The sequence below is a fragment of the Methylobacterium sp. 1973 genome (genome assembly GCF_040545035.1).
Taxonomy (GTDB): domain Bacteria; phylum Pseudomonadota; class Alphaproteobacteria; order Rhizobiales; family Beijerinckiaceae; genus Methylobacterium; species Methylobacterium fujisawaense.
In genome coordinates this window covers 181,821-206,594 of the sequence record NZ_JBEPLA010000010.1, presented here as the reverse complement: position 1 = coordinate 206,594, position 24,774 = coordinate 181,821, and the positions used below count along the sequence as shown (strand labels likewise).

Here is a 24,774-nt window from a genome sequence, read left to right as displayed (position 1 = left end):
CGCCACCTCAGGCCGCGATCGCCTGAGGCAGGATCGGCGAGTCGGCCTCGAAGCGCTTCCCCGCGCGCAGGCAGAAGGCCGGGCGCAGCAGGCGGTCGGCGATCACCCGCGTGTCCTCGTTGTCGCGCAGCAGGAAGCGGCCGCGGTCGTCGTGCAGCACCGAGACGTCGGCCGTGTAGCCGACCGTGAGGGCGCCGATCCTGTCGCTCATGCGCAGCATCTCGGCCGGGTGCGACGTCACCATCGGCACCACGTCCTCCAGCGGGATGCCCAGCGCCATCATCGAGCTCATCGCCTGGGTGAGGCTGAACCGGGCCTGCCCGAGGAACGGGTGGTTCTCGTCGTCGTGGTGCTCGTCCGGGGTGCCTGCGGGCTTCTTCACCTCGGGGACCTCGGTGTTGTAGCCGTGCATGTCGGCGCCGAGCGTGTAGGGGATCACGCCCGCCGGCAGGGACGCGCGGGCCACGCGGTAGGAGAAGTGGCTGCCGTGGCCGACATCGACCTTCAGCCCGGCCTCCATGGCCCGGCGGATGATGTGGTGCACTTCGCCCTGCTCGTTAATGAAGCCGCCCGGGTGGCGGGTGAAGGGGTGGGCCAGCACGTCGCCCGGCCGCAGCAGGGGGATCACCCGCTCGACGATGGTGTCGGCATCTTCGCCGTTGGCGCCGGATTCCGGCAGGCCCCAGAGCTGGCCGAAATGCACGTAGAGCGGCAGGTCGGCACGCCGGCTGATCTCGGCGGCCATCTCCATCACCTTGATGCCCCAGCGGGCGAAGCCGCCGATCTCGGCATGGCCCTTGATGCCGCGCACGAGGTCGCGGTTCTCAGTGGCCGACTTCACCGTCGCGTCGATGTCGACGCCGTCCGGGCTGTAGAGGTTCGGGTAGAAATGCCCCTCCAGGCCACCGACGAGGTAGGCCGACAGGAAGGCGAGCACCTGCGTCTGCGACCGCTCGGCGATGAAGTGGCGGAAGCCCGGCAGGGTCATGCAGGACGGGCCGCCCTGGTCCACCACCGTTGTGACGCCCGAGCGCACGCCGACCATGTCGGGGTTCAGGCCGAACCGGCCGGTGACGTACTGGTAGACGTGGGCGTGGGTGTCGATCATGCCGGGCAGGACGAGCTTGCCCGTAACGTCGATGACCTCGGCGGCGGCCGAGGGCAGGATCGTCTCCGCCACGGCGGCGATGCGCCCGTCCTGCACTGCGACGTCGCGGATGCCGTCGATGCCGGAGGCCGGGCAGATGACCCGCCCGCCCCGCAGAACCAGATCGTAGCGGCGATTGTCCATGTCGACCTCGTGGTCCCGGCCGGCGCGCGCCGGCCTCGCCCTTGCCAAAAGCGAAGCATGCTTCGTATTTCGGCGAAGCACGCGGCGTGCCAAGACTGGAACCGTTCTGCGGAGTCGGACGATGGATGAGGGTCTGGACGCCGGATTCGCGGCGGGGTCGGCAAAGGCGAACGGGGCGACGGACACGCGGCACTGGCCCCTGGGCGAGCGCCCAGGCTTCCTGGCCCGCCGCATGCACCAGATCCACGTCAGCCTTTTCGCGGAAAGCTGTGCCGCGTTTCGCGTCACTCCGCTGCAGTACAGCCTGCTGTCGCTGCTGCGGGACCTGGAGGAGGCCGATCAGACGACCCTCGCGAGCGCGGTCGCCCTCGACCGGACGACGACGACCGGCGCCCTGAAACGTCTCGCGGCGCGCGGCCTGGTGAGCCGCTCGACCTCGCCCCTCGACCGCCGCGCGCAGGTCTGTCGGCTGACGGAAGCGGGGGCCGCGCTCCACAGCGCGATGGAGCCGGCGGCGCGGGCCGCGCACGCCCTGACCGTCGAAGCCCTCACCCCGGCGGAGCAGGACACCCTGACCCGGCTCCTGCGCCGCGTCATCGCGGGGCACGAGCACCGGCGCGGCCAGCCCGACATCGTGTAGGGCGCGGCGCCTGCCCAAAGAAGACACAGATTGTTCTGTGTCGAAGAGTTTCGAAAGGTTCCTTATCTCAATAACTTCGGGAAAATTGGACGGGTATTTCATTTACAGAGCGCACGCCGGTTGCGCATAAATACGGCATGACATGCCCACAGGGCGTGCTGAGCTGATCACCCGGCGCATCTGAGCTTCCCAGCCCGGGGCGAATGGCGGCATCCGACAATCGTTCTGCTCACCAATGCCCAATGGGCGCGGCCGGGCGGACGCGTGGTTGGCACATGTTCTGCGTGCGGTGAGCTGCTCACAGCATGCTGTGGGAGCCTCAATGCCCGAACAGCGAGGGGCCATGACGACGCGCGATGACAGGTCCCGGCCGGCTCGCTCAATGGCGACGGTGCTCGCCGTCCCCGACGCCACGCGCAAGGGCAATCAGGCCTACGACCTGATGCGGCGCGAGATCGTCGCCTGCCGCCTCCTGCCCGGCACGCGCTTCACCGAGGCCGAGGTGATGGAGCGGTTCGAGATCGGGAAGGCGAGCTGCCGGATCGCGCTGCAGCGCCTGGCCCAGGAAGGCTTCGTCAGCTCGATGCCGCGGCACGGCTACCGGGTCAGCCCGGTGACCGTGAAGGATGTCGACGAGGTCTTCGCCCTCCGGATGGAGCTCGAGCCCCTCGCGGCCCGGGGCGCCGCCGGCCGCGTGAACCGGGCGCATCTGGAGCGCCTCGAGCAGGCCTGCCGCCGCAAGATCACGGTGGAGATGGGCAACCAGATCGACTTCTTCCTGGAGGCCAACCGGGGCTTCCACCTCGCGATCGCCGCCGCGGCCGGGAACGGACGGCTGTACCGGACCCTGTCGGGCCTCCTCGACGAGATGACCCGCCTCGTCGCCCTGGGCTTCGGCGTGCAGGGGGTGCGGCCGAACATCGAGAACGACCACACCGCGATGATCGAGCATCTCGTGGCCGGCGATGCCGACAGCGCCGCCCTGGTGGCGCGCCGCCACGTCGAGACGTTCCGCGACATGACCCTGGAGAAGGTCATCGCCAGCCTGCGCGACACTGCCGTGGTGGCGCCGGTGCGGACGTCCCGGGCCGAGGGGGGCGAGCCGTGAACGCCGTCGAACTCGACCACGTCAGCAAGTGGTTCGACCGGCGCGAGGGCGGGCCGCTCCACGTCCTGGACGCCGTCGACATCGCGATCCCGCAGCACGCGATCGTCGCGATCCTGGGCGCGTCGGGCTGCGGCAAGAGCACCCTCCTGAACATGATCGCCGGGCTGGTCGAGCCCGATCAGGGTGCCGTCCTCCTGAACGGCATCCCGTCGCACGCCTTCCGCGACTGGCGGGCGATGACCTACATGTTCCAGGAAGACCGGCTGCTGCCCTGGCGCACGGCCGCCCAGAATGTCGCCTTCGGGCTCGAGGCCGGACGCATGGGCCGGGCGGAGCGGGCGCGGCGGGTCGACGAGACCCTGCGGCTCGTCGGGCTCGAGGCCTTCCGCGACGCCTACCCACACGAACTGTCGGGGGGCATGCGCAGCCGGGTGGCGCTCGCGCGCAGCCTCGTCACCGAGCCCCGGATCCTGCTCCTCGACGAGCCGTTCTCGAAGCTCGATCCCGAGATCCGCGCGCAGATGCACGCGGAGCTGCTGCGCATCGCCGACCTGCGGGCGATGACCCTGGTCTTCGTCACGCACGACGTTGAGGAGGCGGTGGTGTTGGCGAGCCAGGTGGTCGTTCTGCACCCGCGTCCGGGCCGGATCGGTGCGGTCCGGGCGATCGACCTGCCGTATCCCCGCGACCCCCTCTCAGCGGAGGTCGCCGAGGAGGTCCGGCGCCTGCGCATCAGCCTCTCCGCCGCGAGCGCGCGATGCTCGTGAAGACCCCGCCGCGCCTGATCCGGCAGACACGGACGTCCGGCGCCGGACGCCGGGCGGGCGTGCTCCTCCAGAGGCTCGCCCTCCTCGCTCTGGCGCTGGCCGCGTGGCAGCTCGGATCGCTGCACGCGCCGAGCTTCGTCCTGCCGAGCCCCGCGCGGGTCTGGCACGCCTGGCTCGGCCTCGTCGCCACGCCGAGTTTCGCCGCCGATCTCGGCATCACGCTGGGCCGGATCGGCGCGGGCCTCGCCTTCGCGGCCCTGGTGGGGCTGCCGCTCGGCCTGCTGCTCGGCGCGAGCCCTCGCCTCGGCCGGTTCTTCGAGCCGGTGCTGACGGTGACCAACACCGTCTCGTCGGCGATCTGGGCGATCTTCGCGCTGATCTGGTTCGGTCTGTCGAACTGGACCACGATCTTCGTGGTGTTCATGACCGCGATGCCGTTGATCCTGACCAACGTCTGGCAGGGCACGCGCACGGTCAGCGCCGAGCATCTCGAACTCGCCCGCACCTTTCGCATGCCGCGCCACAAGGTGCTGACCAAAATCTACCTGCCGACGATCCTGCCCGCCTTCTTCTCGGGCGCGCGCCTCGCCATCGGCTTCGGGGCGCGGGTCGTGCTCGTGGCGGAGTCGCTGGGGGCGAGCAGCGGCATCGGCTACCGCCTGCGGCAGGCGGCGGACCTCGTCCAGACCGATCAGGTCTTCGCCTGGACCCTCACCCTGGTCGCCCTGATGATCGGGCTCGAGACGCTCGTCCTGAAGCCGGCCGAGCAGCGCCTGTTCGCCTGGAAGAAGGTGGCGCAGCCGTGACGGCCGAAGCCACGCGGGGAAACGCCCGTCGCACGTCCTCTCTTTGCACCCCCTGGAGAACGCCTTGAAACGGATCCGCGTCCTCGCCGTCGCCGCGCTCTGCGCGGTCGGCCTGCCCGCCCTCGCGCGCGCCGAGACGGTGCGCATCGGCTACTGGAGCTCCGGCATCAGCCTCGGCTTCGGCGCCGTGCTGGAGGCCGGCAAGTTCATGGAGAAGGAGGGGCTGACGGCCGAATACGTCAAGTTTCCGGACGTGAACGCGCCCACCAAGGCCATGGCCGCCGGGGCGATCGATTTCGCGATCGCGGCGAGCGCGGGAACGGCGCTGAGCGTGACCGCCGACGGCCTGCCGATGAGCATCGTCCTGGCGACGCAGGTGGCCGACCTCGACTTCGTCGTCCTTGAGGACTCGCCGATCAAGACGATGGCCGACCTTAGGGCCAAGAAGATCGGCACCTCGCCCGCGGGCAGCGGCACCGCCGCCATCGCGGCGGCGATCCTGGAGACCAATCACGGCCTAAAGCCCGCCGATTACCAGGCCGTGCCCGGCAACGATTCTCGGCTGGCGCAATTCCTCGTCCAGAAGGACATCGACGCGGCGGCCCTGCGCACCGTGACCCTCGCGCTCCTGCCGGACGTCAAGCTGCGCCGTCTGGGCACCTTCCGGGAGGAGTGGAAGCGCCTCACCCAGCAGGACGCGCCGCCGGTCCTCGGCGTCGGCCTGATGCGCAACGCCTGGATGACCCAGAATCCGGACGCGCCCGCCAAGGTCGTGGCCGCGATGCGCAAGGCCTATGCGTTCGGCCAAGCCGACAAGCCCGGGGTGGCCAAGATCCTGAAGGCCGCCGCGAACCTGAGCGATGCCGACGCCGCGGCCTACGCGGGTCTCTGGGACGGCATCTACACGGTCAGCCTGGAGCCTGCCGACATCGCCTCGCTGAAGCGCGAATTCGACGTGTTCAAGGCGGTCGGCGCCGTCCAGGGCAGCCTGCCCGACACCGCCCTGGTTCCCGGCCCCTACGAGCGGTCGAAGACGATCCCGTAGCCTTTCCGACCTGCAGAAGAGGGTTTTCCCGATGGCTGAGATGATGAAGGCGCTCGTGCTGGAGGCGCACGGCGACATCGACACGCTGAAGGTGGTGAACGACTATCCGAAGCCGTCCCCCGGCCCGGGCGAGGTTCTGATCCGCGTCGGCGCGTCCTCATTCAACTACCACGACGTATTCACCGTGAAGGGCATGCCCGGCATCAAGGTGCCGATGCCGGTGGTGATCGGCCTCGACATGGCCGGACAGATCGTCGAGCTCGGCGAGGGCGTCGCGGAGTGGCGCGTCGGCGACCGGGTGCTGGTCAACCCGCTCAACAAGGCCAAGGGCCTGATGGGCGAGATGCTCGACGGCGGCATGGCCGAGTATTGCCGGGTCTCGACGGGCCAGCTGATCGCGATGCCGCCGGACGTGAGCTACGCGGACGCCGCCTCCCTGCCGGTGGCCTACGGAACGGCCCACCGCATGCTGATCACCCACAACACCGTGAAGGCCGGCGACAAGGTCCTGATCCTGGGCGCCAGCGGCGGCGTCGGCACCGGCTGCGTGATGCTGGCCAAGCAGCTCGGCGCCGAGGTGATCGCCTGCGCGGGCAGCGCGGAGAAGATGGCGGCGCTGACGGCGCTCGGCGCCGACCACGTCGTCAACTACCGCGAGACCGACTTCTCCAAATGGGCGATCCAGCAGTACGGCAAGCCGCAGCGCCGGACCTACGAGGGCGGGGTCGACGTGGTGATCAACTTCACCGGCGGTGACACCTGGGTGCCCTCGCTCAAGTGCCTGAAGCGCGGCGGCACGCTGCTCGTCTGCGGGGCGACCGCGGGACACGATCCCAAGGAGGATCTCCGCTACATCTGGAGCTTCGAGCTCAAGGTGATCGGCTCGAACAGCTTCTACGATGACGACCTGTCGGCGCTGATGGACATGATCCAGGCCGGCACGCTGAAGCCGACCATCGACAAGCTCCTGCCCCTCGAAGAGGCCGCCGAGGGCCTGCGGATGATCCGCGACCGCGAGGTCATGGGCAAGATCGTCGTCACCCCCTGACACCGTCTGAGGCCGGTCCGCCGCGCGTCGTCGCCCCCAGCCCCGCCCGAGGAGATCCCGAAGCCATGTCCGACACCCCCCTCAGCAAGGAGCAGGTCGAGGCGCTGCTGCTGCGCGGCCCGTTCCACCAGTGGCTCGGCCTCTCCGTCGTCGCCGTCGGCGAGGGCACGATCGAGCTGAAGGCGACGTGGCGGCCCGAATGGGTCGTCAACGCCGAGCGCGGCTACGTCCACGGCGGCATCCTGGCGACGCTCGTCGACCTCACTGCCGACTGGGCGCTGGTCTCCAAGACCGGCCGGGGCGTCCCCACGGTGGACCTGCGGGTCGATTATCACCGCGCCGCGATGCAGGGCGATCTCACCTGCCGCGGCACGGTGGTGAAGTTCGGCAACCAGCTCTCGGTCGCCGAGGCGCAGATCCTCGACGATGCGGGACGCCTGCTCGCGAGCGGCCGCGGCGTCTACATGACGGCGCCGGCGAAATGACGGGGCCGCCCCCCGGCGCCCCGGCGGACGGGGCCCTCGACCACGTCGTGATCAACGTGCTGCGGCGGATGGACGAGGCGGCGGACCTGTTCGCCGCCCTCGGCTTCTCGCTGACACCCCGCGGCCACCACTCGCTGGGCTCGATCAACCACCTGATGATGACGGCAGGCCCCTACCTGGAGCTTGTCGGCGTGCCCGAAATGGGGCCGCAGCGGCAGGACGTTCTGGACAGCCCGTTCGGCCTGAACGGGCTCGTGGTGGCGAGCCGGGACGCCGACGCGACCCATGCGCGGCTGGCGGCAGCGGGGCTCGCGGCCAGTCCGCCCGTCGCCTTCTCGCGCCCGGTGACCGTCGACGGCCGCACGGAACAGGCCCAGTTCCGCACGGTGCGGGTGCCGGCACACCTGTTTCCGGCGGGTCGCCTCTACCATTGCGAGCACCTGACCCCGGATCTCGTCTGGCGCCCCGAATGGCTCGACCATCCGAACGGCTTTTCGGGGATCGACGCGCTGACGATCGAGAGCCCGGCGCCGGAGGCCGACGCTTCCCTCTACGCGGCCGCGATCGGCGCTCCGGCCGAGGCCGCGGGCGCCGGCTTCACCATCCGGGTCGGGGAGACGCGGATCGTAATCGTGCCGGGGCCGGCCGCCCGTTTCGCCGCCCTCGGCCTGCACTTTCGCGGCCTCGACGCCCTCGAAGCCCGCTCGGCCGTCCTCCCGGAGGCGACTTGGGTCCGGCACGGGCCGGACGCGGCCGATCTGACGCTGCCGGCCTTCGACCTCCATCTCGCGTGCCGGGCGGCCCTATGACGTGCGCGACCACGGGTGCGACCAATCTCGGCGACCTCGTCGACCGGTCCGGGCCGCCGGACCGGCCACTCATCATCGGCGTCGCCCCCGAGGGCGGGCCCGAGGTGATGACCCGCGCCGGCCTCGATGCCAGGGCCGACGCCTTCGCCCGCGGCCTCGTACGCGGCGGGATCTCCCGCGGCGCGCGGGTCGCGATCCTCTCGGCCAACCGGCCCGACACCGTCGCGGCGCTGCTCGGCGCGATGCGGGCCGGCGTGGTCCCGGTCCCGGTCAATCACAAGTTCCCGCCGGCCACGATCGCGGCCGTGCTCGCCGATTGCGGGGCGCGGCTCGTGCTCTGCGACCGCCCGCGCCGGGCGATGCTGGCGGGGCTCGACCCCGATATCCGGATCGCCGGTTTCGACGATGACGGGCCGGAGGGTTTTGCGGCCTGGCTCGATCCCGGACCCTTCGTGCCGATCGTGCCGGAGCCCGGCGAGGCGGCCCTGTTCCTCTACACGTCCGGCTCCACGGGCCGGCCGAAGGGCGTGCGGCTGAGCCATGCGAGCCACCTCTGGGTGGCGCGGACCCGCGCCGCGGAGACGAACCTGCGCGACGACCGGCTGCTCGTCGCGGCCCCGCTCTACCACATGAACGCGCTGGCCCTGGCGCTCCTCGTCTGCGCGGCTGGCGCCACGATGGTGCTGCTGCCGCAATTCGAGGCGCGGGCCTACATTGCGGCGATCGATCGCCATCGCTGCACGTGGCTCACCGCCGTGCCGCCGATGATCGCCATGATGCTGCGGGAGCCGGATCTCCTGGCGGAGGCTGACCTCACCGGCGTGCGGACGGTGCGGATGGGCTCGGCGCCCGTCAACGACGCCCTGGCCCGGCAGATCCGCGCACTCCTGCCGAACGCCCGCATCCTCAACGCCTACGGGACCACCGAGGGCGGCCCGGTCGTGTTCGGCGACCATCCGGACGGCCTGCCGACGCCGGTCGCGTCGGTCGGCGCGGCGCATCCCCAGGTCTCGGTGCGCCTCGTCGGGCCAGACGGGCCGGCGACCGGCGTTCTGCAGATGCGCAGCCCCGCGATCATGCTCGGCTACCACAACCGGCCGGACGTGCCCGTTCCGATCACCGCGGACGGATTCTACGACACCGGCGACGTGTTCCGCCGCGACGCCGACGGTTTCTTTTATTTCCTCGGACGCACCGACGACATGTTCGTCTCGGGCGGCGAGAACATCTTCCCCGGCGAGGTCGAGCTGGTGCTGGAGCGCCACCCCGACGTGCTTCAGGCCTGCGTGGTGCCTGTGGAGGATTCCATCAAGGGTACCAAGCCCGTCGCCTTCGTGGTCCGCCGGCCCGGCGCCACCGTCGACGAGGCCGCCCTCAAGGCGCACGCGCTCGCCCACGCGCCGGCCTACCAGCACCCGCGCCGGGTCTGGTTCGTCGAAGCGCTTCCCCTCGCCTCGACCAATAAGATCGATCGCGCGGCCCTGCGCCGGCGCGCCGAAGAGGCCGTCCGCGCCCCGTGACCGGCCCCGGCGGAACGGCGCTTGCAGGTTGTGTTCCCGCGGCATGCGCGCCCGCAGAAGGCTGCCTCGCGAAGCGCCGCCCGGCGCAACCGTCCCCGCCCGCCTGACCCGGAAAGCCAGAAGTGACCTCCATGCTGCGACGAACCTTCCTCGGCGGTGCCGCCGCCGCGGCCGCCGCCCCCTTCCTGCCGGCACGCCCGGCCCTGGCCCAGGGCGGCCGGGCGAGCGTCCTGCGCTTCGTGCCACAATCCGACCTGACCATCGTCGATCCGGTGACGACCACCGCCTACGTCACCCGCAACCACGCGCTCATGGTGTTCGACCAGCTCTACGGCCTCGACGCGCAGTTCACGCCGCAGCCGCAGATGGTGGAGGGGCACACGGTCGAGGATGACGGGCGGCGCTGGATTTTCCGGCTGCGCGAAGGACTGAAGTTCCACGACGGCGAGCCGGTGCGGGGCCGTGACTGCATCGCGTCGATCCGGCGCTGGGCGCAGCGCGACAGCCTCGGGCAGGCCCTGATGGCCCGCACCGACGCCCTGGAGGCCCCGGACGACCGGACCTTCGTCATTCGCCTGAAGCGCCCCTATGGGCTGATGCTCGAGACCCTGGCGAAGCTCGGTCCACCGGTCCTCGTCATCATGCCCGAGCGTCTCGCTGCCACCGACCCGGCCCAGCAGATCCCCGAGCTGATCGGCTCCGGGCCGTTCCGGTTCAACACCAAGGAGCGGCTGGTCGGCGCCCGCGTGGTCTACGACCGCAACCCGGATTACCGGCCCCGCGACGACGGTCCGGTGTCCTGGGTGGCGGGGCCGAAGCGGGTCCATTTCGAGCGGGTCGAGTGGCAGGTCATGCCGGATCCCGGAACCGCGGCCGCCGCCCTCCAGAACGGCGAGGTCGACTGGTGGGAGAACCCGATCAGCGATCTCGTGCCGACGCTCCAGGCCAGCCCGCAGATCGCCACGCAGCTCGCCTCGCCGCTCGGAAATCTCGGCACCGGCGTCATGAACCACCTCTATCCGCCCTTCGACAAGCCCGCGGTCCGTCGCGTGGTCCTCGAGGCCCTGTCGCAGGCGGACTTCATGGCGGCGGCGGCCGGTGACGATCCCAAGTTGTGGCGCAAGGATGTCGGCCTGTTCACGCCGGGGACCGCCATGGCCACCGATGCCGGGCTCGACGTGCTCACCCGGCCGCGCGATCTCGCCAAGGCCAAGCGCGACCTCGTGGCCGCCGGCTACACGGGCGAGCGCGTCGTGCTCATGTCGACGAGCGAGAATCCCGTGCTCAGCGCCCTCGGCGAGATCATGCACGACCTGCTCCAGCGGCTCGGGATGAACGTGCAATACGTCGTGTCCGACTGGGGCACGCTGGTCACGCGCCGCGCCAGCAAGGCGCCCCCGGACCAGGGCGGCTGGAACATCTTCAACACGACCTGGACCGGCCTCGACATGGCCAACCCGGTCGTGGAGCAGGTCCTGCGCTGCGGAGGCCCCAAGGGCTTCTTCGGCTGGCCGGACCTGACCGAGCTGGAGAGCCTGCGCGAGGCCTGGATCGAGGCGCCGGATCAGGCGGCGCGGAAGACGATCGCGGCCCGGATGCAGACGCTGGCGATGCGCGACGTGCCGTACCTGCCGACCGGCCAGTATTTCTACCGGACGGCCTTCCGGCGCGATCTCCGGGATGTGGTCGACGGCCAGTTCGTCTTCTGGAACGCCCGCCGCGTCTGACGGGCGGCGCGCCCCGGCCGCCCGTCGCCGCTCCGGCGACGGGCCGTTGCCACGGGGAGGGCGCTTGAGCCTCAGTGCGCGAAGACGGCGGCCAGATCCCGAAAGCCCTTGATCTCGATGGGATTGCCGCTCGGGTCGAAGAAGAACATCGTGCGCTGCTCGCCGGGCTCCCCGGCGAAGCGGACGACCGGCGGGATGTCGAAGGCGATGCCGGCCGCCTCGATGCGGCCGGCGAGTGCCTCCCAGGCCTCGAGCGGCAGCACGACGCCCAGATGCGGCATCATCACGGTGTGATTGCCGACCTTACCGCTCCGGGTGGTGGTGAAGGGCTCGCCCAGATGCAGCGAGAGCTGATGGCCGAAGAAGTCGAAATCGACCCAGGTCTCGGTGCTGCGGCCCTCCTGGCAGCCGAGGACGCCGCCGTAGAAGCGGCGGGCCGCGTCGAGATCGGTGACGTGGTAGGCGAGATGGAACGGCGTGAGCATCGACGGTCTCTTGCTTCGCAGGGGAGGGGGTGGCGCTGTCAGGGCGCCGGATCCGGGGCGCGCGCCGAGACGACGCCGCCGACGAGGTTGCAGGACAGCAGGAACGCGCTGTCGAGAGCGCCGCCGCCGGCCGGCACCAGCGCCGCCAGCCGCGCGTCCAGGCTGCGCCGCGCCGCGCGGGCGATGGCCTGGGCCTCCGCGACGGCGACGGCCGCGAACCGGATCGTCTCGCCCGGCCGCACCTGCGCGAGGCGACCGAGATCCGCCGAGATCACCGTGGCGATCTTCGGGTAGCCGCCGGTGGTGTGCCGGTCGGCGAGCAGGATCAGCGGCCGCCCGTGGCCGGGTACCTGGATGGAGCCGTTCACGATCCCGTCCGAGACGATGTTGAAGCCGTCCGCGTGGGCGATCGGCGGCCCGTCGAGGTGGCAGCCCATCCGGTCCGCCCGCGCCGTGAGGGTGTAGGGTTCGGACAGGAAGGTCCGCAGGCCCTCATCGGTGAAGCCGTCGGCCTGCGGCCCGAGCACCACACGGATCGGGCCGCCGAAGGTCGGCCGGTGAGCCGGCGGCAGGGTCAGCGGGCGGTCGCGGGGCGCGGGCGCCGCGAGGGGCAGCAGGTCGCCTGCGGCTAGGGGGTTGCCGTCGAGGCCGCCGAGACGGGTGCGGGTGTGCGTCGCGACGCTGCCGAGCATCGGCGCGACGGCGAAGCCCCCGGCAACCGCCAGGCAGGCGCGCAGGCCCTCCCGCGGGGCGCCGAGGCTGAGTCGATCCCCCCGCCGCAGGTCGTGAGCGGTGAACGGATCGAGGGCGCGGCCGTTCAGGCTCATCGCGAAGGGTGCCCCGGCGAGGGCGACGCGGCAGACCTCCGTCTCGCAGACGAGGGTCGGACCGACCATCGCCATTTCTATTACCGCGGCGTCGAGCGGGTTGCCGACGAGGCCGTTGGCGAGCGCCAGAAGGTCTGGATCCATCGCCCCGGACCCCGAGATGCCATAGCGCAGGTAGTCCGGCCGCCCGTCATCCTGCAGGGTCGCGGAAACACCGGGGGCGATGACGTGCAGTCCCTCAGGCATCGATCCGCTCCAGGGTCGCGACGGTCTCGCCGGCGCGGGCGGCCTCGCTGAGGGCGTCGAACGCGGCGCGGTCGATCGGCTCGAACCGGATCAGGTCGCCGGCCGCGAACAGGAACGGTTCGGCCCGGGCCGGATCGTAGGAGCGCGCGGGCGTGCGGCCGATGAGCTGCCAGCCGCTCGGCAGCTCCAGGGGCGGCGAGACGCCGGTCTGGTTGCCGCCGATCGAGACGCTGCCCGCCGGGGTCCTGGGCCGCGGATCGGTGCGCCGGCTCGCGTGGAGCCGGGGATCGAGGCCGCCCAGATAGGCGAAGCCGGGGGCGAACCCGATCATGTAGACGCGGTAGTCGCGGCCGGCATGGAGGGCGATCACCGCCTCCGGGGTGAGCCCGGCCCCGGCGGCGAGGTCGGCGAGGTCGGCGCCGTGCGCGCCGCCGTAATGGACCGGCACCCGCCAGCGGCGCAGCGATCCCGTCGCCCCGTCCGGGGGCGGCCAGTGCGCGGCGATCAGCGCCGCGAGATCGGCCCGGGGTAGCAGGTCCGGATCGTAGAGGACGAGGAGCGAGCGGTAGGTCGGCACGGTCTCCAGGAGCCCCGGGCGCCCGGCACCGCGGAGCGCCGCGTCGAGGGCGATGACCTGCGCGTTGATCGCGGGGTCGACCGCGCGGCCGAGCTCCACCGTGAGCGCCCGGTCGCCGCTATCGAGGAGGCGGTAGCCGGGCTCAGACACCGAGCACCTCGGCCATCGGCCGCAGGGCGATCCCCTTGGCGGCGCAGTCGTCGCGCAGGCGGTGCGCCATGGCGACGGCGCCGGGCGTGTCGCCGTGGACGCAGACCGTGTCGATCCGCGTCGGGATGCGCCGCCCGGACAGGCAGATGATCGCCCCGTCCTCTAGCATCCGCGCCACGCGCTCCGACACGGAATCGGGATCGTGCAGCACCGCGCCCGGGAGCTTGCGCGACACCAGGGTGCCGTCATCCGCGTATGCCCGGTCGGCGTAGATCTCCCGCGCGATCGGCAGCCCGAGCTTCTCGCCGGCTTTCTCGGTCTCCAGGCCGGGCATGACCACGAAGATCAGGTCGCGGTCGAGGGTGCGGATCGCCCGGGCCACCGCCAGGGCGAGGTCGGCATCCTCGTTGGCCATGTTGCCCATCGCCCCGTGGGTCTTCACGTGGCGCACCGGGCAGCCGGCATCCTGCGCCAGGGCCAGGAGGGCGCCGACCTGGTAAAGGACCGCCTTCTCGATGTCGGCCGGGCGCTCGCCCTGAATCGGCCGCCGGCCGAAGCCCCAGAGGTCGAGGAAGCTCGGATGGGCGCCGGCCTGCACGCCGTTCGCGGCCGCGCGGCTCAGGGTCTCGTGCATCACCAGAGGGTCGCCGGCGTGGAAGCCGCAGGCGATGTTGGCCGAGGTCGCCACGGTCAGCATCTCGGCGTCGTCGCCCAAGCGGTAGACGCCGAAGCCCTCGCCCACGTCGCAGTTCAGATCGACGATCATCGGTGCATCCTTTCTTGCGCGCGGGGTTCAGGCTTCCGCGACGAGGTGGGCCACCAGGGTCGCGGCCGCGCAGAGATCCTCGATCCGCATCGCCTCGTCGGGGTTGTGGCTGCCGTTCTGGTTGCGGATGAAGATCATCGTGCTCGGCACGCCCTGGCCGGCCAGCGTCGCGGTGTCGTGCCCGGCCCCGCTGGCCATCGTGCGGAAGGGCATCCCGAGCCGGCGCGCGTGGCCCGACAGGGCCTCGACGAGTGCCGCGCTCATCCGCGCCGGGGTGCTGCCGGTGCGCTCGCCGAGGACGAAGCGCACGCCGCGGGCGGCCTCGATGGCGGCGACGCGCTCGGCGAGCGCCGCCTCGACCCGGTCCAGCACGACGGGCTCGGTGCTGCGCACGTCGAGGCAGAAGCGGACCTCGCCGGGGATCTTGGCGAAGGCGTGCTGGACCGGGTCGGTGGCGACCTCGCCCAGCGTGATCGTGACCGGGCAGCCCTCCGCCTCCAGTGTTCCCCAGAGGGCATCCAGGCCGGTGATCAAATCGGCGAGGGCGAAGACGGCGTCGCTGCGCTCGCTCCGCGCCACGGCGCCGGAATGGCCGTAGCGGCCGAAACAGGCGGCCTTGCGATAGCGGAAGCTGCCGCTGATCGCCGTGACGAACCCCACCGGGTTCCCGGCCGCCTCCAGCGCCGGTCCCTGCTCGATATGCATCTCCACGAAGCCGTGGATCCGCGCCGGATCGAGGAGCCGCTCGCCCCGCGCCACCGCCTCCGGACGCAGGCCGAGGTCGGCCATGTGGTCCCGCAGGCTCCGGCCGGTATCGGCGCGGGGCAGGTCGAGAACCTCCGGCGGCAGCAGGCCGAAGGCAGCCCGGCTGCCGACATAGGAGGCCGGGAACCAGACGCTCTCCTCGGCCCTGAACACCGCCACCGTCACCGGACGCGCCGGCACGAGGCCCGCCCGGCGCAGGGCTTCCACGGCCGCGAGGCCGCCGATCACGCCCGCCGCCCCGTCGAAATTGCCCCCGTGGGGCACCGTGTCGACGTGCGAGCCGACCATCCAGGGCGCCAGGGTCGGGTCGCGTCCCGCCATCGTCAGGAACAGGTTGCCGGCCGCGTCGGTCTTGGCGGTGAGCCCCAGCGCCAGCCCGGTGGCCCGCATCAGGGCGTGTGCGCGCTCCTCGCCAGCGCCGTAGGCTGCCCGCGTCACGCCGGGTGCGTGCTGGCTGAAGCCGAGGAGCTCGGCGAAGAGCGCCGCGCAGAAATCCGGGTCGATCGCGAGGCCGGTCATGCCGGCTGCCCGGTGCGCGCGTCGTCCTGCCGCCGTTCCCCGACGTCGGGTTCGGCGCGGATCGCGGGAGCGCGGCCGTTGCCGCCCCGGGATTCCGCGGCCGGAGCCCGCCGCGGCGCCGGACCGACCCGGTCGATCGGCTGAACAATGAGGCACGCGCCAGGCGCGCTCGCGCAGGGAATACCGGGATCCATGGGCTCAATGACCATGTTGGAGGCAGCCATGCTCAAAAATACCGCTTGAATGCCGGCGGTATACCGGCTCTGCTAAGGCATGGTATGGGATTTGGCAACGTAAAACCGCGCCAAAATCGAAATAAAATCCCCACATTAAGAGATTTGATGAGCAAACATGTAGTATCATAGCGCGAATAACGCGCAGGTATAATCAATCATTCGGCGCATGATCGCATAACATCAGGTTTGACGATGGCTCAGATCGAGACGACCGCGCCCCCGCTCCTGAAGATCAGGAAGCTGCACAAGAGTTACGGCGCCAACGAGGTCCTAAAGGGCATCTCCCTCGACATCCACGAGGGTGAGGTCGTGTCGATCATCGGCGCGAGCGGCTCGGGCAAGAGCACGTTCCTGCGCTGCCTGAACCTCATGGAGACGCCGACATCCGGCTTCATGGATTTCGAGCGCTTCGCCTTCGACTACGAGCAGGGCGCCCGCCGCCAGCCGACGCCGCAGCAGCTCTGCGAATTGCGCACTCGGATCGGCATGGTCTTTCAGAGCTACAATCTCTGGCCGCACATGACCGTGCTGGAGAACGTCATCGAGGCGCCGATCCGGGTGCGGCGGATGCCGCGCCGTCAGGCCGTCGCGGAGGCGGAGGCGCTGCTCCAGCGCATCGGCCTCTACGAGAAGCGGCACGCCTACCCGTCGAAGCTCTCCGGCGGGCAGCAGCAGCGCGTGGCGATCGTGCGCGCCCTGGCGATGGCGCCCAAGGTGATGCTGTTCGACGAGGTCACCTCGGCCCTCGATCCGGAGCTGGTGGGCGAGGTGCTGGCGCTGATCAGCTCCCTCGCGGCGGACGGAATGACGATGCTGCTCGTCACCCACGAGATGGCCTTCGCCCGGGATGTCGGCACCCGCACCCTGTTCTTCGACGGCGGCGTGATCGCCGAGGACGGGCCGCCCGACGACATCATCGGCGCGCCCCGGAGCGAGCGGCTGCGCCAGTTCCTCCGGCGCGTGCTGCACCAGCCCGCCGCGCTCGGACAGACAGCGTGAGCCGCCGGCCCATCACCGGGGAGATCGGACAGCGATGAGCGTCGCGACGTTGCAGGAATGGTGGCTCACCCTCTCGGACGAGGTCGTCACCTACGGCCCCGGCTTCCTCTCGGCGACCCTGGTGGTGCTCGGCGTCACGGTGGCGAGCATCCTGGTGAGCTGGGTCTGCGGCCTGCTCGGTGCGCTGGGCAAGCGCTCGTCCTTCGCGCCCTTCCGAGCGCTCGCGAGCTTCTACGTCTGGTTCATTCGCGGCACGCCGACCCTGATCCAGATCTTCATCGTCTATTTCGGCATGCCGCAGATAGGGGTGAAGCTCTCGCCGATCACGGCCGGCATCATCGCGCTGGGGGTCAGCAGCGGCGCCTACGTGGCCGAGACGATCCGGGCCGGGCTCGCGGCGATTCCCCGGGGTCAGGTCGAGTCGGCGCTCGCCCTGGGCATGAACCCGCGGATCATGATGGTGCGGATCGTCCTGCCGCAGGTGTTCCGCATGATCCTGCCGTCGCTGACCAACGAGGCGATCTCGGCGGTCAAGAACACCTCGCTCCTGTCGACGATCACGGTCGTGGAGCTCACGCTCTACGCGCAGCTCATGATTGCCACGACCTTCCGGCCGTTCGACTTCTACATCGCGGCGGCGCTGATCTACCTCGGCCTCACGTCGATCCTGTCGCAGCTCTCGGCCTATTTCGAGCGGCGCTACGCCCGCCTCTCCTGAGCCTCCCCCGCCGCGGGACGGGCCGCGGCCGACACTTCCCGCCCCGTCTCGAGACCGGAGATCACCATGAACCGTCGCCACGTTCTCGCCCTCGCCGCCCTCTGCGCGGGACTTCTCGCCGCCCCCGTGACCTGCGCGGCCGAAGGCAAGCTGGAGCTGATCGAGCCCGGCAAGCTGATCGTGGCGACGGACAGCACCTTCGCGCCGTTCAGCATGCGCACGCCGAGCGGCGAGCTCGACGGGCTGGAAGTCCGGGTGATGCGCGAGGTCTGCCGCCGGCTCGGGCTCGCGTACAGTCCGGTCAACATCAAGTTCGATGCCCTGCTGGTGGGCCTGATGGCCGATCAGTACGACATCACCAGCGAATCGATGGACATCACTCCCACCCGGCAGAAGCAGGTCGCCTTCGCGGACGGCTGGCTCGAATCCGGCGCGCGGATCGTCACCCGCAAGGATACCGGCATCAAGGGGCCGGAGGATCTCAAGGGCCGCAATGTCGGCGCGCTCTCGGCCTCGACCTTCGGCAAGCTCGCCGAGGAGCACGGCGCCACCCTGAAGAGCTACAAGACTGCCGCGGACGCCATGCAGGACCTCGTCGGCGGCAACATCGACGCGGTGATCAACGATGCGGTGGCCGGCAACTACGCCATCAAGGCGCGCAAGCTCCCCCTGGTGATGATTGAGACCCCGCTCAGCACGGTCCAGAAGGGCTTCGCCATCAAGAAGGGCAAGCCGAACCTGCACGCCGCGGTCAACAAGGCCCTGGCCGAGATGGTCGCCGACGGTACCTACGCCAAACTCATCACGCCGTTGATCGGCTATGACCCGGCCCCGAAGGCGCCGATCCGCACGCCCGCCATGTAGGCGGGCGCGAGGCCGGCGCCGGAGAAGAAGAAAACGGGGAGCAGCCTGGCCGGCTGCTCCGGGAGGACGCGATGAAAACCCTCGACGCCGCGTCGTACACGACGGCGCTCAATGCCCGGCGCGAGCAGAGCCTCGGCCAGATGGCCTACGACCGGCTGCTCGACATGCTCGTCCGCCGCGACCTTCCGGCCGGCACCGTGCTGCACGAGCGCCGCCTCGCCGAGATGCTCGACATCTCCCGGACCCCGACCCGCGAGGCGATGTCACGGCTGGAGACCGAGGGGCTGATCGAACGGCAGCCCGGGGGGATGCTCGTGGTCAAGGAATTCTCCCTGCGCGAACTGGTGGAGATCCTGCATGTCCGCCGTCTGCTGGAGCGGGAGAGCGTCATGCTGGCCACCGGCCGGATCGCCGACGCGGTGCTGGCGGATCTGCAGCGGCAGATGGAGGCGCTGCTGGCGGCGGGCGACCCGGACGCGCCGGGCAACTGGGAGGTCGACCGGCGCTTCCACGACCTGATCGCGGATCACAGCCACAACGCGATCCTCGCCAAGACGATCAAGGATCTGCGGCTCAAGACGCAGATGTTCAACCTGAGCCGGATGCCTGAGCGGTTCGAGGCGGTCCATCGCGAACATCTCGCGGTGGTTGCCGCCCTGCGGGCGAAGGACGCGGCGGCGGCGGCGGACGCCATCGCGGCCCATCTCGAGAATTTCAAGCAGGGCATCATCCGTCGCCTGAGCGAAGTCTGAGCGGAGCCTGAGCGGAGTTTGGGGCGAGGGCGGCGCGATGCACGGATTCACAGGCCTGCGCGGCCGCGAGGCGGCCTTCCCGGAGGCGGAGTTCGCCGCCCGGCAGGCGGCGGCCCGGGCCGCCATCGCGGCGGCCGGCCACGACGCCCTTGTGGTGACCGGCCCGGAGACGATCTACTGGCTGACCGGCCGCCAGACGGCGGGCTATTTCGCCTTCCAGGCCCTCCTCGTACCGGTGGAGGGGAACCCGGCCCTCCTGGTCCGGCAGCTCGAACTGCCGGGCGCGGCCGCCAACACTTGGCTCGACGATATCCAGGCCTATCCGGACGGCGCCGACCCGGCCGAGGCCCTGGCGGCCCTCGTGCGCGGGCGCGGGCTCACCCGGCCGGCCCTGGAGCGGGACGGCTGGTTCGTCTCGCCGGCGCTCGCGGGGCGGATCGACGCCGCGCTCGGAAGCGGGCCGCTGCCCGACGGCTCCGGCCTCCTCGCCCCCTTGCGGGCGGTGAAGTCGGCGGCCGAGCTGGAGGCGATCCGGGCCGCCGCTCGATACGCGCAGGCCGGGCTCGCCGCAGGACTCGACGCCTGCGCGGCGGGCACCGACGAGAATGCCGTCGCCGCCGCCATGCTGGGGGCCGCGATCGCAGCCGGGTCCGAAGCCGTGGCGATGGAGCCCCTGGTCGCGTCGGGCCCGCGCAGCGGGCTGCCGCACATGACGTGGCGGCGCCGCCGGCTGGAGCCGGGCGACGCCGTCTTCCTCGAACTCGCCGGCAGTCACGCCCGGTACCACGCAGCGCTTATGCGCAGCGTCTGGATCGGTCCGCCGCCGGCCGAGGCGTTGCGGATGATGGATTGCGCCCTGCGCGCCCTCGACGCGGCGCTCGCGGCGATCCGCCCGGGCCATCCCTGCGCCGCCCCGCACGCGGCGGCACAGGCCATCATCGATGCGGCGGGCTACGGCCCGGCCTTTCGCAAGCGGATCGGCTACTCCATGGGTGTCGCCTTCGCCCCGGACTGGGGGGAGGGCGGCCTGCTCTCGCTCTTCACCGGACAGGACCGGCCCATCGAGCCCGGCATGGTTTTCCACCTGCCGGCGACCCTGCGCTCTTATGGCGCCTGGACGGTCGGCGCCTCGGAGACGGTGATCGTCACCGCCAACGGGGTCGAGCCCCTGTCCGACCTCCCCCGCACCCTGTCGCTGCGGTGAGGCTCACCCCATCATCGCTTTCTGTTAGGGCATAACGTGAGGTCGGACCGTCTGCAGCGTCAGCGACCGAACTGACCCTGATCCAGCATGGCGTAGGCTGGCCGAACGTGTAACGGCCGCTTCGGAGAAGACCGGTCGAAAAGGCGGGCAACCTCCTATCAATCCATGCCGGCCGCGCAGACTACCGCGAACAGATCCCGAAATCGGCTGTCCGTCGGCCGTTCCGCAACGTCGACTTGGGGTAGATTGGTACGAAAAGCCCGCGTGTTATACTTTCACAGTGATGCGACTGACCGCCAAGTGAGGCGGGAATGAAAGCAGATGATCGGATTATCGCAAGTCGAATAGAGCTCCTGTTGTCGCCTCGACAGGCCGCCTTAGCGTCACCCCGACTTGACGCTTCGCATGAAGTCACTCGGCAGACACCTGTCATCCCGATCTGCTCATGCGCTCTCTGCATATCGGGCTTGAGGTATGTGGCATACCAGAAGGTGCGTGCGGTGCGATATCGCTTCTTGCGCACCGCACAACAGGACGCCGCCGATGACCCTGCTCGCCGCTCTCGCTTTCCTCCCCGTTGCCGCCATCGCCAACTTCGCAGTCGTGGTGGCGCTCGCCAATCACTTCGACGGCGACAAAGCGGCCGCGGGCTTCACCGGCCCGGTCCCGACCCTGGCTTGAGCCATGACGGGCCGCGTCACGCGGCCTCGCTTGAGGATGTCCCGGAGTTCGGTTCGGCCGGCAGGTGAGGCTCCGGGATTCATTCGCCCGCCTGCGTGACCACCTCAGCGAATGCCCGGGGCGTCAACGGACGAGAGGCTGTCCGTGCACGGAAGCCGCCTCGATCCTGGCCGTTCGCGTTTGTCCCCGACGAAGCACCGTTGGTCTCCACAGGAGGCGCGGAGACGCCGTCCGTTTCAGGGCATGTCTGCCCCGGAAGCGATGTGACGGACATTTCACTCGAAGACGCCGGAAGGCCCTTCAGACGCATCGGGAGCGGACCGATCGACCGTCGGTGGCACTGGGCTGGTTCGCTGCCGCACGTGAAGAGGCCGGTCCTGCTTGCGGTGTGTCTGTCATTCGGCGAGCACGAAGGCGAGGCCGAGGATCGCCACAAGCACCGCTCCGCCCGCGAGTTCCTCACGCGGCTCTTCTGCAAAACGCGGCGACCGGCTTGCGCTGGCAACGCCCGCTCCGACGAGTCCGATGATCAGGAAGCCGAGGCCGAGCAGGTCGGTGGTCTGAACGGACGGTAGCATGGGTCGATCCTCCGTCAGAGATGTCCCTTATTCTTCTGGCCACGCCCAATGTGCTTCGACGTGGGCGATCAAACCAAGTGCATGATCGCGAACGAGGACCGCAGTCTGATCGGCGTCGCGTTCCTGCAGCGCGGTGATGATGGCGGCATGCTCGCGCATCGAGACTTCATACCGCCCCGACCGATGGAGGAAGGCCGATCGAACCGCCCGCATGTGGATGAACAGGTTGGTCGTCATCTCGACCATCAATCCACAGCCGCCGAGACGGATGATCATCTGGTGAAAATCGAGGTTGGCTTCCTCATAAGCGGTCAAATGAACAGGCAATGCCGAGGGATCGAAATCCTGGAAGACTTTGCTCAGGTCGCGGAGATCGGCGTCCGTGGCGTGCGTGGCGGCGGCATGAGCTGCCGAGCCCTCCAGCGCGGCCCAGACCCTGATCATCTCGATGACTTCGCGCTTGGTCTTGCGCGTCACGAAGAGTCCGCGGCGTGGCACCGTGCTTACGAAGCCCTCCCGTTCCAGAAGCGTTAGGGCTTCTCGGACTGGCGTTCGGCTGATGCCGAGATCTTGCGCAATCTGGTGTTCGTTCAGCCGGATCTGTGCCGATCCGTCGTAGAGATCCATCGCGAGGATCGATCGCTTGATGCGGTCGTAGGCCTGCTCACGCAGGCTCACAGTCTGTCCGATCGAGATTAGACCCAAAGAGGTCTCAGGTGGCTGCAGCACAGTCGAGCTCCGAGAGCGCCGAAAAATCGATCTTGGCATCAAATCCGAGGAACGCGCCGGAGCGCACCTGGGAGGCCGCTTGAAAATGGGGGACCTGGAAAGCGGTGCCTGAAGCGATGGTGGCTGGAGGCCCGAGTGTTCCGGGCTGTCTGCGACGCGCATGCGTCCCGGAGATGCGATAGCATGCGGATGTCGCAACTTGGCCGGTCAGCACGACCCCGGCTCCGGAATTCCGGAGCCGGGGCCTTGCGGCTTTCGCCGGGCCGCGCCGTGGCCGAGCCCGACGCTCAGGCGTGAGCCAGCGCCAGCTTGGGAGCTGCCGCGTCGTTGTTCGCCTTGTGGTGCTGCTTGAGCATCGGCCGCAGCACCGCGATCGCCAGCAAGGCGGCGATCAGGTCCATGCTCGCCACCGTATACAGGACCGTGGCCCAGGTGCCGGTCGCCTGCATGATCAGGTTGCCCACCGGCACGAACAGCGCCGCAAAGCCTTTGGCGCAGTAGAGCACGCCGTAGATTTTGCCGATGTGCTTGGAGCCGAACGTGTCGGCAGCGGTGGCGCTGAACAGCGAGTAGACCTCGCCCCAGGCCAGGAACACCACCCCGGACAGGATGACGAAGGCCCACGGATTGGAACCGAAATAGCCCAGTGCCACGATGCCGATACCCTCCATCGCGAACGCGATGAACATGGTCTTCTCCCGTCCGATCCGGTCCGAGATGAAGCCGAAGAGCGGGCGCGAGATGCCGTTCATGATCCGGTCGAGCATCAGCGCAAAGGGCAGCGCCGCCATGGCAAAGAAGTACAGGTTGACCTGGAAGTTCTTCACCCCGAGATCCTGCGCGATCACGCCGAGCTGGGCCACCGCCATCAGGCCGCCCGTCACCGTGCAGGTGAACATCAGCAGCATCACCCAGAAGACGGGGGTGCGCAGCGCCTCGGCCAGCGTGTAGTCGCGCCGCGACTGCAGGACCTTGGTGGAGAATGGCACCTGGTTCTTGAGTGGCGCGCGCATGGCGATGGCGGCGGCCATGATGATCGCGCCCTGGATCAGACCGAAGATGAAGAAGGCCTGGGCGTAATTGCCGCCGTCGATCATCTTGGCGATCGGCAGGATGGTGAGTGCGGAACCGGCGCCGTAGCCGCCCGCCGTGAGGCCGACCGCCAGGCCGCGCTTGTCGGGGAACCACTTGAGCGCGTTGTTGACGCAGGTGGCGTAGACGCAGCCGACGCCGATACCGCCGGCCACGGAGCCGAGATAGAAGCCGCTCAAGCTCGTGGCGTAGGAGTTGATGACCCAGGCCAGGCCCGTCATCAGACCGCCGAACATGACGACGCGGCTGGGACCGTACTTGTCGATGAAGTACCCCTCGATCGGGGTCAGCCAGGTCTGGACGACGACGAAGATCGTGAAGGCGACCTGGATCGCGGCGCGGTCCCAGTTGAAGGTCTTCTGAATCTCGGGGACGAACAGCGTCCACGCATACTGGATGTTGGCCGCTGCAACCATGCAGATCACGCCAAGCACAATTTGTAGCCATCGATTGGTATTGGGCGTTGCCGTACCCGGCACGGCATCTGGCATGGCCATGAGCTTCCTCCCTCGTCCCTGCGCTGACATTCGGCGACGTGCTGTAGTATTGGCGTCCACGTCGGCGGGTTGCTTGCCCGTGCCGGAACCATCTCGCGGGTTCCGAGATTGACTTGGCGGCATGCATTATTCTGTGTGCCAGGATCATATGGCAAGCGAAATAATTCATTTTTTGTTGTCGACAGCGCGGGATGAAAAGTCGGTTCTGCGCGTGCATCCCGATCGGAGATCGCGACCCGTCACCGTGATCCGCGAAGGTCGACGCCGCGTCCTCGTGGCTCACCGGCAGAGCGAACCCAGTCTGGATCCTGAACAGGCTGTTCGGCCCGCCGCGCGCCGTCGCCGTAATGTGCTCCGAATGGGCGACTCCGCGGCCCGCGACCATCCAGTCCACTGCGCCCGGACGGATGACTCGATCGGCCCCGGGGCGGGTCCGGCGATGGACGTCGCCGCGGCAGAGGCCGGTCACGGTGGCGAGACCGATCTGCGGATGCGGCCAGACATCGATACCCTGGCCCGTCAGACGTGCGGCGGGGCCGGCTTGGTGGAAGACACGGCATGCCCGAACCGTCCGGCGATCCGGTGCCGGCACGGCGCGTCGAATCTCGAAGCCGCCGCGATCCCTTGCACGGAGACTGATGAGCGTCTCGGTCGCGTCGACGCCCACCCCATTGTGGCAACGCGGTTCCAGAGCTTGCTCCCGCTCATGGCGTCATACTCTCGGTCTGGTTCGGCCGCCCACGATCGTTGCCAAAGGCCTGTGAACAAGCGCGATCCCCCTTCGGGCCACTCAGACCCGACAGGCCCCGGTCAAGGGGCCACATAGCGCGGCTTCCCGCCATG

25 protein-coding genes and 1 pseudogene are annotated in these 24,774 nt (G+C 69.7%); 16 read left to right on the top strand and 10 right to left on the bottom strand.

All coding sequences use genetic code 11. From position 1 onward, the window contains the following. Positions 1–7: 7 nt before the first annotated feature. Positions 8–1,291 carry an amidohydrolase/deacetylase family metallohydrolase gene (locus ABIC70_RS19925; RefSeq protein WP_354440774.1) on the bottom strand — a complete coding sequence of 428 codons (1,284 nt, stop codon included), beginning with the start codon at positions 1,289–1,291 and terminating at the stop codon, positions 8–10. Between the two features lie 121 nt (positions 1,292–1,412). On the opposite strand from ABIC70_RS19925, the gene ABIC70_RS19920 reads away from it, so the two are divergent. From ABIC70_RS19920 to ABIC70_RS19875, 10 genes are all read left to right on the top strand, one after another. Further along, positions 1,413–1,931, top strand: a complete 519-nt coding sequence (locus ABIC70_RS19920) for a MarR family winged helix-turn-helix transcriptional regulator (protein ID WP_043354708.1) — start codon at positions 1,413–1,415, stop codon at positions 1,929–1,931. Positions 1,932–2,313: 382 nt separating this feature from the next. Then, the gene (locus tag ABIC70_RS19915) at positions 2,314–3,039 is read left to right on the top strand and encodes a GntR family transcriptional regulator (protein WP_075380627.1); all 726 of its coding nucleotides are present in this window, start codon (positions 2,314–2,316) and stop codon (positions 3,037–3,039) included. Then, positions 3,036–3,806, top strand: a complete 771-nt coding sequence (locus ABIC70_RS19910) for an ABC transporter ATP-binding protein (protein WP_354440772.1) — start codon at positions 3,036–3,038, stop codon at positions 3,804–3,806. Before ABIC70_RS19915 ends, ABIC70_RS19910 begins: the two co-directional genes overlap by 4 nt. Further along, positions 3,797–4,612: an ABC transporter permease gene (locus ABIC70_RS19905; RefSeq protein ID WP_053610078.1), complete on the top strand. Its 816-nt coding sequence runs from the start codon at positions 3,797–3,799 to the stop codon at positions 4,610–4,612. The genes ABIC70_RS19910 and ABIC70_RS19905 overlap by 10 nt, the downstream gene beginning before the upstream one ends. A 64-nt stretch (positions 4,613–4,676) precedes the next feature. Beyond that, entirely contained in the window at positions 4,677–5,657 is a 981-nt protein-coding gene (locus tag ABIC70_RS19900) for an ABC transporter substrate-binding protein (protein ID WP_043354698.1), read from the top strand. 43 nt (positions 5,658–5,700) lie between these two features. Further along, the gene (locus ABIC70_RS19895; protein ID WP_502916029.1) at positions 5,701–6,705 is read left to right on the top strand and encodes a quinone oxidoreductase family protein; all 1,005 of its coding nucleotides are present in this window, start codon (positions 5,701–5,703) and stop codon (positions 6,703–6,705) included. Between the two features lie 65 nt (positions 6,706–6,770). Then, complete coding sequence (locus ABIC70_RS19890) at positions 6,771–7,190, top strand: PaaI family thioesterase (RefSeq protein WP_043354697.1); 420 nt, start codon at positions 6,771–6,773, stop codon at positions 7,188–7,190. Then, positions 7,187–7,999, top strand: a complete 813-nt coding sequence (locus ABIC70_RS19885) for a VOC family protein (RefSeq protein WP_179696956.1) — start codon at positions 7,187–7,189, stop codon at positions 7,997–7,999. Before ABIC70_RS19890 ends, ABIC70_RS19885 begins: the two co-directional genes overlap by 4 nt. Continuing rightward, positions 7,996–9,519, top strand: a complete 1,524-nt coding sequence (locus ABIC70_RS19880) for a class I adenylate-forming enzyme family protein (RefSeq protein ID WP_354440767.1) — start codon at positions 7,996–7,998, stop codon at positions 9,517–9,519. The genes ABIC70_RS19885 and ABIC70_RS19880 overlap by 4 nt, the downstream gene beginning before the upstream one ends. A gap of 131 nt (positions 9,520–9,650) precedes the next feature. Beyond that, a complete protein-coding gene (locus ABIC70_RS19875) occupies positions 9,651–11,246 on the top strand; it encodes an ABC transporter substrate-binding protein (protein ID WP_354440765.1) in 1,596 nt (531 codons plus the stop codon). A gap of 71 nt (positions 11,247–11,317) precedes the next feature. Here the strand turns inward: ABIC70_RS19875 and ABIC70_RS19870 are convergent, their stop codons facing one another. The 5 genes from ABIC70_RS19870 to ABIC70_RS19850 are packed head-to-tail and all read right to left on the bottom strand — an operon-like array spanning position 11,318 to position 15,581. Beyond that, positions 11,318–11,731: a VOC family protein gene (locus ABIC70_RS19870; RefSeq protein WP_043357614.1), complete on the bottom strand. Its 414-nt coding sequence runs from the start codon at positions 11,729–11,731 to the stop codon at positions 11,318–11,320. 38 nt (positions 11,732–11,769) lie between these two features. Beyond that, on the bottom strand, positions 11,770–12,804 hold the full coding sequence (locus ABIC70_RS19865) for a 5-oxoprolinase subunit C family protein (protein ID WP_354440762.1): 1,035 nt from the start codon (positions 12,802–12,804) through the stop codon (positions 11,770–11,772). Then, positions 12,797–13,531 carry a 5-oxoprolinase subunit PxpB gene (gene pxpB / locus ABIC70_RS19860; protein ID WP_043357609.1) on the bottom strand — a complete coding sequence of 245 codons (735 nt, stop codon included), beginning with the start codon at positions 13,529–13,531 and terminating at the stop codon, positions 12,797–12,799. The genes ABIC70_RS19865 and pxpB overlap by 8 nt, the downstream gene beginning before the upstream one ends. Further along, positions 13,524–14,297 (bottom strand): LamB/YcsF family protein, encoded by a 774-nt coding sequence (locus tag ABIC70_RS19855; protein ID WP_354440760.1) that lies wholly within the window; start codon positions 14,295–14,297, stop codon positions 13,524–13,526. The genes pxpB and ABIC70_RS19855 overlap by 8 nt, the downstream gene beginning before the upstream one ends. A 27-nt stretch (positions 14,298–14,324) precedes the next feature. Next, on the bottom strand, positions 14,325–15,581 hold the full coding sequence (locus ABIC70_RS19850; protein ID WP_287089132.1) for a Zn-dependent hydrolase: 1,257 nt from the start codon (positions 15,579–15,581) through the stop codon (positions 14,325–14,327). Positions 15,582–16,009: 428 nt separating this feature from the next. On the opposite strand from ABIC70_RS19850, the gene ABIC70_RS19845 reads away from it, so the two are divergent. The 6 genes from ABIC70_RS19845 to ABIC70_RS19820 all read left to right on the top strand — a co-directional run bounded on the left by ABIC70_RS19845 (position 16,010) and on the right by ABIC70_RS19820 (position 21,035). After that, the gene (locus tag ABIC70_RS19845; protein WP_043357597.1) at positions 16,010–16,816 is read left to right on the top strand and encodes an amino acid ABC transporter ATP-binding protein; all 807 of its coding nucleotides are present in this window, start codon (positions 16,010–16,012) and stop codon (positions 16,814–16,816) included. A gap of 34 nt (positions 16,817–16,850) precedes the next feature. Next, the gene (locus tag ABIC70_RS19840) at positions 16,851–17,534 is read left to right on the top strand and encodes an amino acid ABC transporter permease (RefSeq protein ID WP_354440758.1); all 684 of its coding nucleotides are present in this window, start codon (positions 16,851–16,853) and stop codon (positions 17,532–17,534) included. Positions 17,535–17,600: 66 nt separating this feature from the next. Then, entirely contained in the window at positions 17,601–18,398 is a 798-nt protein-coding gene (locus tag ABIC70_RS19835) for a transporter substrate-binding domain-containing protein (RefSeq protein ID WP_053610066.1), read from the top strand. 71 nt (positions 18,399–18,469) lie between these two features. After that, positions 18,470–19,150 (top strand): GntR family transcriptional regulator, encoded by a 681-nt coding sequence (locus ABIC70_RS19830; protein ID WP_075380619.1) that lies wholly within the window; start codon positions 18,470–18,472, stop codon positions 19,148–19,150. Positions 19,151–19,187: 37 nt separating this feature from the next. Further along, positions 19,188–20,354 carry a M24 family metallopeptidase gene (locus ABIC70_RS19825; protein ID WP_354440755.1) on the top strand — a complete coding sequence of 389 codons (1,167 nt, stop codon included), beginning with the start codon at positions 19,188–19,190 and terminating at the stop codon, positions 20,352–20,354. 543 nt (positions 20,355–20,897) lie between these two features. Continuing rightward, a complete protein-coding gene (locus ABIC70_RS19820) occupies positions 20,898–21,035 on the top strand; it encodes a hypothetical protein (protein WP_354440753.1) in 138 nt (45 codons plus the stop codon). A 395-nt stretch (positions 21,036–21,430) separates the two neighbouring features. Here ABIC70_RS19820 and ABIC70_RS19815 read toward each other — a convergent pair whose 3' ends face one another. The 4 genes and pseudogenes from ABIC70_RS19815 to ABIC70_RS19800 form a co-directional block, all read right to left on the bottom strand. Further along, positions 21,431–21,613, bottom strand: a complete 183-nt coding sequence (locus ABIC70_RS19815) for a hypothetical protein (protein WP_043347259.1) — start codon at positions 21,611–21,613, stop codon at positions 21,431–21,433. A gap of 27 nt (positions 21,614–21,640) precedes the next feature. Continuing rightward, positions 21,641–22,342, bottom strand: a complete 702-nt coding sequence (locus ABIC70_RS19810) for a GntR family transcriptional regulator (protein WP_354440751.1) — start codon at positions 22,340–22,342, stop codon at positions 21,641–21,643. Positions 22,343–22,629: 287 nt separating this feature from the next. Continuing rightward, the gene (gene oxlT / locus ABIC70_RS19805) at positions 22,630–23,931 is read right to left on the bottom strand and encodes an oxalate/formate MFS antiporter (RefSeq protein ID WP_354440749.1); all 1,302 of its coding nucleotides are present in this window, start codon (positions 23,929–23,931) and stop codon (positions 22,630–22,632) included. A gap of 349 nt (positions 23,932–24,280) precedes the next feature. Beyond that, positions 24,281–24,598, bottom strand: a pseudogene (locus tag ABIC70_RS19800) (pirin family protein); the annotation flags it as partial. Positions 24,599–24,774 lie beyond the last annotated feature (176 nt).